Source organism: Aeromonas sp. HMWF014 (genome assembly GCF_963878295.1).
GTDB classification, from domain to species: domain Bacteria; phylum Pseudomonadota; class Gammaproteobacteria; order Enterobacterales; family Aeromonadaceae; genus Aeromonas; species Aeromonas popoffii.
This window is the reverse complement of sequence record NZ_CAWNYS010000152.1, coordinates 1-8,041: the sequence shown is the minus strand read 5'-3', so window position 1 is coordinate 8,041 and position 8,041 is coordinate 1. Positions and strand designations below refer to the sequence as shown.

Below are 8,041 nucleotides of genomic sequence, written 5' to 3'. Positions count from 1 at the left end.
CCCATGATCACCTTCGGCCCCGATTCACCGGTACCGGTGGAGAAGCAAAACAGCGTCTGCCTCTCCTGCCATACCGACGCCAAGCGGATGGGCTGGCATGCCAGCGCCCACGCGGTGGAGGATCTCTCCTGCACCAGTTGCCACGCGTTGCATCAGGCCAAGGATCCGGTGATGGACAGCAAGCGGCAGGTCGAGACCTGTACCAGCTGCCACGCCCAGCAGAAAGCCGATCTGCACAAGCGTACCAGCCACCCCATTCTCAATGGCGAACTGCCCTGCTCCAGCTGTCACAACCCGCACCAGTCGCAGAACGAGGCCAGCCTGAAGCAGCCCAGCCTCAACGAAAGCTGCTACGAGTGCCATGCCGAGAAACGGGGCCCCTTCCTGTGGGAACACGAGCCGGTGACCGAGGATTGCTCCCTCTGCCACAGCCCGCACGGTTCCATCAACCAGGCGCTGCTCAACAAGCGGGTGCCGCAACTGTGTCAGGAGTGCCACAGCGTGCCCCATGCCAACGTCTCCATCCCCGAGGGGGATCTCAAGGTGCGTGGCGGCAGTTGCCTGAATTGTCATAACCAGATCCACGGGACCAACCACCCCAATGGTCAATCCCTGCGACGCTAAGGAGAGAAGTCATGAAATATTCAACACTTTGGCTCTCCCTGCTGGCGGTCTGTTCGGCCCAGGCGGCCGAGGCGCCGCTGGCAGTCGGGGATTACTCCCTGCAACAGGCCAAGCCGGCCAAGACTGAGCGCTGGAGTTGCAAGTCATGCGAGCACGACAGCGGCTGGTTTGGCGAGGTGGGGCTGGGGGCCGGCTATGCCAACGATGACGGCGCCCCCCGCTTTCGCAACTGGGTACCCAGCCCGCAGGAGAGCGGCATGCTCGGCATCTTCAACGCCGAGCTGCAATACCGGGGAGACGGCTCCCGCTACGGCTCCCTCGAGGCAAAAAACCTCGGCATGGAGCGCTTCAGCCTGGCGCTGGAGCAGGGTCACTATGATGGCGTTCGCGCCAGGATGGGCTACTCGGAATCCCCCTTTTACTGGAACAGCCATGGGCGCAGCGTCTATCGACCGGGGGACAGCCCGCTGACCCAGGGCCAGCTGGCCGAATTTGACAAGGAGGTGGTGCGCAAGAAGCTGGCCGCTGGGCTCGCCTATACACCAAAGAGCCCGTGGCGCCCCTATGCCGATTTTTCTCATGAGAAAAAAGAGGCCACCCTCGCCTACTACCAACCGACCGTACCCGGGGTCGGCGGCGTGCCCGGCCTCCTGCCCAAGCCCGTCGACGATACCTCGACCACCCTGGTCAAGAGCGGCGTCAGTTATCTGGGCGAAGGCTGGCTGGTCGATCTCGCCTACAACGGCTCCCTCTACCGCACCGATGACACCGCCCTCTATTACGGCAGCGTCACCGACCCTTACGCCAACGAACGCGCCTATGAACCGGACAACAACTTCCACCAGTTGAGCCTCTCCGGCCAGTACAACTGGGACAGGCAGAGCCTGACTGGCCGCGTCCTCAGCAGCCAGGCCACCTCCAACGGCAGCCTGACCGCCTTTCGCAATGCCCCCGTCACTCAGAATGACTTCCACGGCGAGATCAGCACCTTCCAGGCCGATGCCAAATGGGTGAGCCGCGTTGGCCGGGATCTCACCCTGCGGGCCGGTGGGGAGTATCGGGATCGCAAGGACAAGTCAGACGAATACGCCGTGATAGGCAAGCCGCGCAGCAAGCGTGATCATACCCGCAGCAAGGCGGATCTGGAGGCCGACTACAGGCTCAGCCGCGCGGTCAAGCTCACCACCGGTTACCAGTACAAGGCCGATCAGCGCGAACAGGCCGACCGGCAGGACACCGACGAGCACACCCTGTTCGTCAAGGGACGCTACCGCCCAGCCGGCCCGCTGCAACTGGGCGGCAAACTCGCCTGGGGCACCCGAAACGGCTCTGACTGGCGTCACGACAACGCTGGCGGCAACGGCAGCCCGACCCTGCGCCAGTTCTATCTGGCGGATAAGGACAGGGTGGAGCTCAGAACCGATCTCGGCTACCAGTTCAGCGAGGGGCGGGATGCCAGCCTGGAAGGCTGGTGGGCCAAGGATGATTACAAGGAGCCGGACATAGGGCGCAGCGAGGGCGAGGACTATGGCCTCGACCTCACCCTCAACCAGCAGTTTGACGACAACCTGAGCGGCCATCTGTTCAGCAACCTGCAGTGGATCACATCAAAGCAGAACCACGCCTACACAGGCGCGCCGGACTGGGATCCCTACCGCACGGCGGTGCGCGACGAGATCACCACCCTGGGGTTGGGACTGACCCAGAAGAAGGCGTTTGACCGGGATCTGGAGCTGGGGCTCGACTACAGCTTCGCCTATGGTCGCGGCAAGACGGACGCCAGCAAGGGCTATGACTACCCCGACCTCACCAGCAAGCAGCACCGGCTGGAAGGTTATGCCCTCTATCAGCTCACCCGGCAGCACTCGCTGCGCTGGGATGTGCGCTACGAATACTTCCAGGATGTGGATTACCTCTACACCGGCGAAGAGCGCAACCTCGGCAATTTGAACCAGGACTACAACGGCTACTTCACCGCCGTCTCCTGGCTCTACAAGTTCTGACCGCTGTGCAGTAAACCCAAGGGGAGCCTGGCTCCCCTTTCTCTTGCCTGATAAAGGGGTCCATCCTCGCCGCCCCACCCTGAGGCGCGCGGGTTTGGCAACGGGGCCTGCGGGCGCAAGCCTACCGTGACCATCAAGATGCTCGGGGTATTCGGAATGCCCGGAATGCCCGGAATGCCCGGAATGCCCGGAATGGATGACCCCATCAGCAACCTGATCTGACAACCGCTTTGTGTGCAATGCGCATCATCCAGCCACAGGGTCCGATGATTCGGGTCGTGAGCGGGCCTTGTTTCACCCGCTACCTGCGTTGTGTGAGCCCCATCACCACGCCCACGACCGATATGGAGGAACATGAGCACAGAGTCAGGACCGCTGTCTCGCCAACCATTTCAACAAGTTGAGGTTCCTATGCCTGACAACAATACCATCGCCCATCCCCTCGATGCCAAAAGCATCAACGTCAACGACCCCTATGAGATGAAGCTGTGGATCAAGACCTTCGAGTGCACCGAAGTACAGCTGAAAAGGGCAGTGAAAGCCGTCGGCACCTCGGGCAAGGCCATCAGAAAGCACCTCAAGAAATAGACCCCCAGCTCCGGGTAACCATCACCTGACAACACGCCCCCCGCGCGAAACCTGCGCTTTGAGGCGCCCCGCTATGCCGCTGATAACAGCCTCTTCCGCTGCTATCTCAAAGGCATGGGCGGGCCGCTGGCTACCCGCGCCGAGCACCCCATCAAACTGGCCCACCTCATCGAGGATCAGACCAGCTGCTACGGCGAAGAGATCACACGCCAGATGGGCCTGCACACCGCCCGCTTAGGGATCAAGACCCGCCTGCAAGGGTAGGAAGTGGTACCCGTAGCTGCATAAAGATGCTGCCCCAACCCTACCAGTCGGAGATGTAGCGGGTACTGGAGGGGCTGGATGCACCAGAGTGGCAGCAAGAACAGCACGACTACAGCGAGGAGTGGGTATGAAGATGAACAACAAACAGAGCGTCAGCCGGGAAGAGTACCGCCGCCTGGATAATCGGGTGATCTGCATCCCCCAGCAGCGCTGGCCCTGCCGGCCATCACCCCAGATATGCCGCCGCCATATAGTGGAAGGACTAACCCCTTGTCCATCAACCAGAACGGCACCATCCGGTGCGCAGTCACCGGCCGCCCCCTCTGGATTGCCCCGGGATGCCGTACCGACCGAGGTAACCCGGGCACAGCCGAGCGGCTTAACCCAAGGTATCAGCCAGCACTACACCAGGTGGTGGCTGACCACCGAAAAATCAGTGCGGGATAGAAAAACTAGGTAACCCACGCCATTGAAGCGAGGTTCACCTATTTACTGATCCTAAGCTCAGAGGCTTAAGGAATAATGTCATATGTTTCATCATATCCCACCTACTGCTTCGGAGTTGCCATGACACTAAACTATGAGTGTGAAAAATTCACAATATTTCCTAGACACACAGAACATCAAATTTTTATACCTCTGTTAACCCAGTCAACATAAATAAAATCATCGTTATTGAAGAAACTCCAATTAAAACTGGCACGAGAATCTCTATAGCCAGCTTTAGATATATAAGGGAGTATAGCCAGCGTAACTTTGACGTTACATGTATATCAGCATACTCTTTAGCATTTTTATACATAGCATTTTTATCTTGTTCGTTGACTTGCTCTGGAATATTAACAAAATCCTCTTCATCAAAAGCATACGAGTAATCTTCAAGAAGAGTTTTTTTTGTTACGACAGATCGGTAAATAGGATGAACCCACCTTGCGACCTCTACAGATGCCATTGAAATAAAATGAAGAAAAAAATAAAAGGCGACAGCAAGAATAAACCAACCTATCAATTCTTGTTGATTTGCAGAAAAACTAACACCTAGCAACGCAAACTGACTTGGAAGCTCACCTGTCATTGCTATAAACAAACAAAGACCAGATGACAGCAGGCTATTTCTTCTTAAGACCTTAGTTTCATCCGAAAGTGGGCTTTCATATATTGAAAATATCTTATCCATAACTCACCTTAAATAGATACATCAAAAACTCAACATTCTACACCAACCAGCTTAACCTACGCATAGTCATGTCCCCTCCCCCACACACAAGCCTCACTAATATCCATTGAAATGGCTACGGTGCTGGGTTTTAGCTCCCTTCGTTTAGCCGAACTGAAGATGTCTACATCATCAAACATCTCGGTTTTCTTTGACAGAATGGGAGTTGAATATGCAGGGTATCAAATGCCACCCGTTTAGTAAGCAAAAAAATAATCTATTGCTCTGGATTATTAATAAAGTTTTGATGATGAACCGTATCATGTGCAAAAAATTACCAATGACTACCGGTGCCTGAACTGTGAAACTGGCCAGAGAAGAGACTGGAGCACTATTATCCCCCAGCCCCCTCCCACAAAGATGGATGCCTGAGTTTTTGTTATATTTCAATCTAGAACTGTTGGATCAAAGTTCCAGATATGGTCGCCGTTTCTAGAACAGCGGGCAAATGTTTTCTTGCTATTTTTAGACATCTGAATATCAACAAGTTTTAAAGTTCCATCACACTTCGGGCAATTACCAGAAACTTTAGTTATAAATACTTCCCCATCCTTATTTGACTCGATATTAAACCATTTTAAATTTGAGAACCTCGTCTTCCATAAAACGATACCATTCAAAAGCATGCTCATACTTAGAGCAAGAAAAATTATAAACAAATACTGCCAATAGCTACCAAGCACACTAAATATAGATGCCCAACTCCCGATAAAACCAACCGCCCCGGAAATTATTAACCATGATGTTTTCACGGGACTACCAGCTAGTGTAACTTGCTTAACGTATGTTCTATCAATGTAAGCTTGCTCTTTTGGGGGGACAGCCTGATAAACATCACCAACGTGAAGATGACTATTAGATATAGTATTGCTACCGGCTATATTTACACTACCATCTCCCACAGCTGTATTTATAAAGGTACGCGGCTCCCCACAATTCCCACAGAAGTTGCTGGTATCAGAAATTTCATTTCCACATTTTTTACAGTGCACAGTAGCTCCTTGTATGCTGCGTTTAACCGAATTGAGAAGGGACTAACTATCAGATATACCTAGATTACCTTTGGACAACAAGGTTCAAATGAGAATTATGTCAAACGCTAACTGACTTAGTGTGTAAAAAGTTATCCATGACTCTGATTTTTGGTTAATTTTTTGACGCAAGTCAGCAAAATGGGGCAATGAAGTGGGAAGGCTGTGGCTAGCGGCACGGTGACTCTACCGAGTGGAGAGCCACAATGCGAGAGAGGGAAAACAACTGGGGGCGCTATTGCGCCCCCAGTCCTTTCAATACCAACTGCCGCCCCTCTGGCGTCAGCGATCCCATCAGGCTCAGTACCAGCTGGTGGTGGTCTTGGCCGAGGGGCTTAAGGTGTGAGCGAACGACAAGGTGGCCACACTCGGCATCGGTGCACTGGCAATAGAGATCAGAGACATCATTACTCAACTGGTTGCTGTTGGTAATGCGGCCACGCTGGCCACATACGGTGTAATAGACCCGCATCGCGCCCCCTCTCTTCATAAACCATTTTATATTTTTTATACATTCATACTTTTTACACAGCACACTGAAATGCGTCATGTACATACCACTTAGGTCATATATCAACGATTGATAACACTCAAAAATCTACACAAACACATTTTGTTACAATTTGTCACACTGATTTAATTGTTTGGCAACAAGTCAGCTTTTATAACTATTGCGGGGTGCAGAGAATATGCACTCACGTTAATTATAAAAATGGAGTTCACATGAAAAACAAAAGTGCCATAGTTCTGGGGGTGCTCGCCTCTCTATCTCTCAATGTTTATGCAGAAAATGAAAACACTATTAAAATAAGCATAGACAACAGGATTGATGCGGAATTTCACGATGCAGAGATCATGTTAGATGATAACTGGTATAGCATGGGCGATATCAACAAAGGTAATAATGAATACGACATTAACTCTGATACCAATAGCCGTACAGGTGTAATCAGAGCAAAAAGCGACGATGGACAATGGATCACCATTATTGCCAAAAAAAGCAGCCCGAGAAAAATATCCATTCAGCTTGATGAAACCCAGGGCTCTTCTCGGCAAGGCCGCTCAGCCTCAGAGGCCAATCAAGATGACTCCTACATATCCATTGCTATGGATGCAGAGAACAAGCCTTTGACTCAGAACGCCATCACTAAAACGGCTTCTGGATTCAACTACGGATGGTATACCAAGTGTGCCGGCTTGGCGGTTGGCGGCGGCATCATAAGCTGTCAGATTGATGCAGAAGCGGCAAACTACAACTATCTGACGTTCACCGGTGAAGGTGGGGGCATTGGATATGGCTATGTAGAAGGTGTATGGACATCGATTTATCCCAAAGATCAACTGCGTGGGCGCTCTGGCACCTTCCGATACGCGTCCTTCCTGTATTCATCTATCACCATGAAAGATAAAAATGCATCAAGTGACCACAGCTGGTTCAAAGGGGGCGGTATGACCGTTGGTTTCTTTGGTGGCAATGCCAGAATTAATCCTAGATAAGACTAAGAACCGTATAAGGCAATAGTGGATTCCAGCACTATTGCCTTACTTTTTCACATAAGAATACGTTTTATATTACGTCTCTGCTCTTAGTCCTATCATACTGCACCACAATTTTTAAAAGATGCTCATAAATCGCGCGCTATACCGCTGCTGTTGATGATCTCGCTGACCAGCTCACATAAGGGAAGTATTTCATTGCAGGTGTAAGTAGCATCGTACCTCTATAGGCCTCCTGAATAATTAATCCTAATGGTGCTACACCAGGGCTGCTCCATAACCACTCCCAGGGAAAGGCGACATCTTGTTCATGAAGTGCTTCACTCGAGTCAGCAAGCTGCCTATTCCTCGGCATTGGTGATTACGCGTGATAGTTTCATGCAGCTTGAACCTATTTACAGATACATCTAGTTACAAAAAAACCACTTTTATATACGCTATATGCGTGGCGAATCACATTTCCTTCCTACCTAATAAATGTTTGATTGACACAATTTTTTGTTTACATTTAATAGATGCGAACGAGCCCATACAGGATAGGGCTATTAATGTTGAATTTAATAGTGCAATGAGATTTTCGACATGATACAGGCTCAGTAGATACAACCAATCACAATAGGTGTTTAAAAATGAAGAAAACAAAAATAGCAATTTTATTGATTACCTTGACATCATTATCAACCCCCACGCTAGCTTTAGAAACAATGAGCTCTTTTGCTACAAGAGCAAACATTGACACAGATAATGTAAATTACATAAATTTTAACAAAAAGTTAATTGAGTCACGTAAAAACAATGATCGTCACACACCTAGCTAC

Annotated in this window: 7 protein-coding genes and 3 pseudogenes; 6 read left to right on the top strand and 4 right to left on the bottom strand. The window is 51.1% G+C overall.

All coding sequences use genetic code 11. The features are described from left to right. The 4 genes and pseudogenes from AAC083_RS06130 to AAC083_RS22930 all read left to right on the top strand — a co-directional run. The coding region (locus tag AAC083_RS06130; protein ID WP_146181596.1) for a DmsE family decaheme c-type cytochrome at positions 1–624 on the top strand (624 nt) is incomplete at its 5' end. Positions 625–635: 11 nt separating this feature from the next. Then, positions 636–2,627: an MtrB/PioB family decaheme-associated outer membrane protein gene (locus tag AAC083_RS06125; RefSeq protein WP_108536087.1), complete on the top strand. Its 1,992-nt coding sequence runs from the start codon at positions 636–638 to the stop codon at positions 2,625–2,627. A gap of 411 nt (positions 2,628–3,038) precedes the next feature. Continuing rightward, a complete protein-coding gene (locus tag AAC083_RS06120) occupies positions 3,039–3,215 on the top strand; it encodes a DUF3606 domain-containing protein (RefSeq protein WP_080741165.1) in 177 nt (58 codons plus the stop codon). 51 nt (positions 3,216–3,266) lie between these two features. After that, a pseudogene (locus tag AAC083_RS22930) lies at positions 3,267–3,476 on the top strand (hypothetical protein); the annotation flags it as partial. 634 nt (positions 3,477–4,110) lie between these two features. Here AAC083_RS22930 and AAC083_RS06110 read toward each other — a convergent pair. The 3 genes and pseudogenes from AAC083_RS06110 to AAC083_RS06100 form a co-directional block, all read right to left on the bottom strand. Further along, positions 4,111–4,656 (bottom strand): hypothetical protein, encoded by a 546-nt coding sequence (locus tag AAC083_RS06110; RefSeq protein WP_146181595.1) that lies wholly within the window; start codon positions 4,654–4,656, stop codon positions 4,111–4,113. A gap of 425 nt (positions 4,657–5,081) precedes the next feature. Further along, complete coding sequence (locus AAC083_RS06105) at positions 5,082–5,687, bottom strand: zinc ribbon domain-containing protein (protein WP_181364667.1); 606 nt, start codon at positions 5,685–5,687, stop codon at positions 5,082–5,084. Between the two features lie 274 nt (positions 5,688–5,961). Next, positions 5,962–6,198 (bottom strand): annotated as a pseudogene (locus AAC083_RS06100) (ogr/Delta-like zinc finger family protein). A 251-nt stretch (positions 6,199–6,449) separates the two neighbouring features. Here AAC083_RS06100 and AAC083_RS06095 point away from each other — a divergent pair. Further along, positions 6,450–7,223 (top strand): hypothetical protein, encoded by a 774-nt coding sequence (locus tag AAC083_RS06095; protein ID WP_108536085.1) that lies wholly within the window; start codon positions 6,450–6,452, stop codon positions 7,221–7,223. A 258-nt stretch (positions 7,224–7,481) separates the two neighbouring features. Here the strand turns inward: AAC083_RS06095 and AAC083_RS06090 are convergent. Next, positions 7,482–7,607: pseudogene (locus AAC083_RS06090) on the bottom strand (IS630 family transposase); the annotation flags it as partial. A 245-nt stretch (positions 7,608–7,852) separates the two neighbouring features. On the opposite strand from AAC083_RS06090, the gene AAC083_RS06085 reads away from it, so the two are divergent. Further along, positions 7,853–8,041, top strand: a 189-nt coding sequence (locus AAC083_RS06085) for a hypothetical protein (protein ID WP_219927865.1), incomplete at its 3' end; no start/stop codon positions are given.

Excerpts from the sequence above, each read along its gene's own strand:
- AAC083_RS06125 (WP_108536087.1), top strand. The coding sequence starts at position 636 with ATGAAATATTCAACACTTTGGCTCTCCCTGCTGGCGGTCTGTTCGGCC.
- AAC083_RS06120 (WP_080741165.1), top strand. The coding sequence starts at position 3,039 with ATGCCTGACAACAATACCATCGCCCATCCCCTCGATGCCAAAAGCATC.
- AAC083_RS06110 (WP_146181595.1), bottom strand. The coding sequence starts at position 4,656 with ATGGATAAGATATTTTCAATATATGAAAGCCCACTTTCGGATGAAACT.
- AAC083_RS06095 (WP_108536085.1), top strand. The coding sequence starts at position 6,450 with ATGAAAAACAAAAGTGCCATAGTTCTGGGGGTGCTCGCCTCTCTATCT.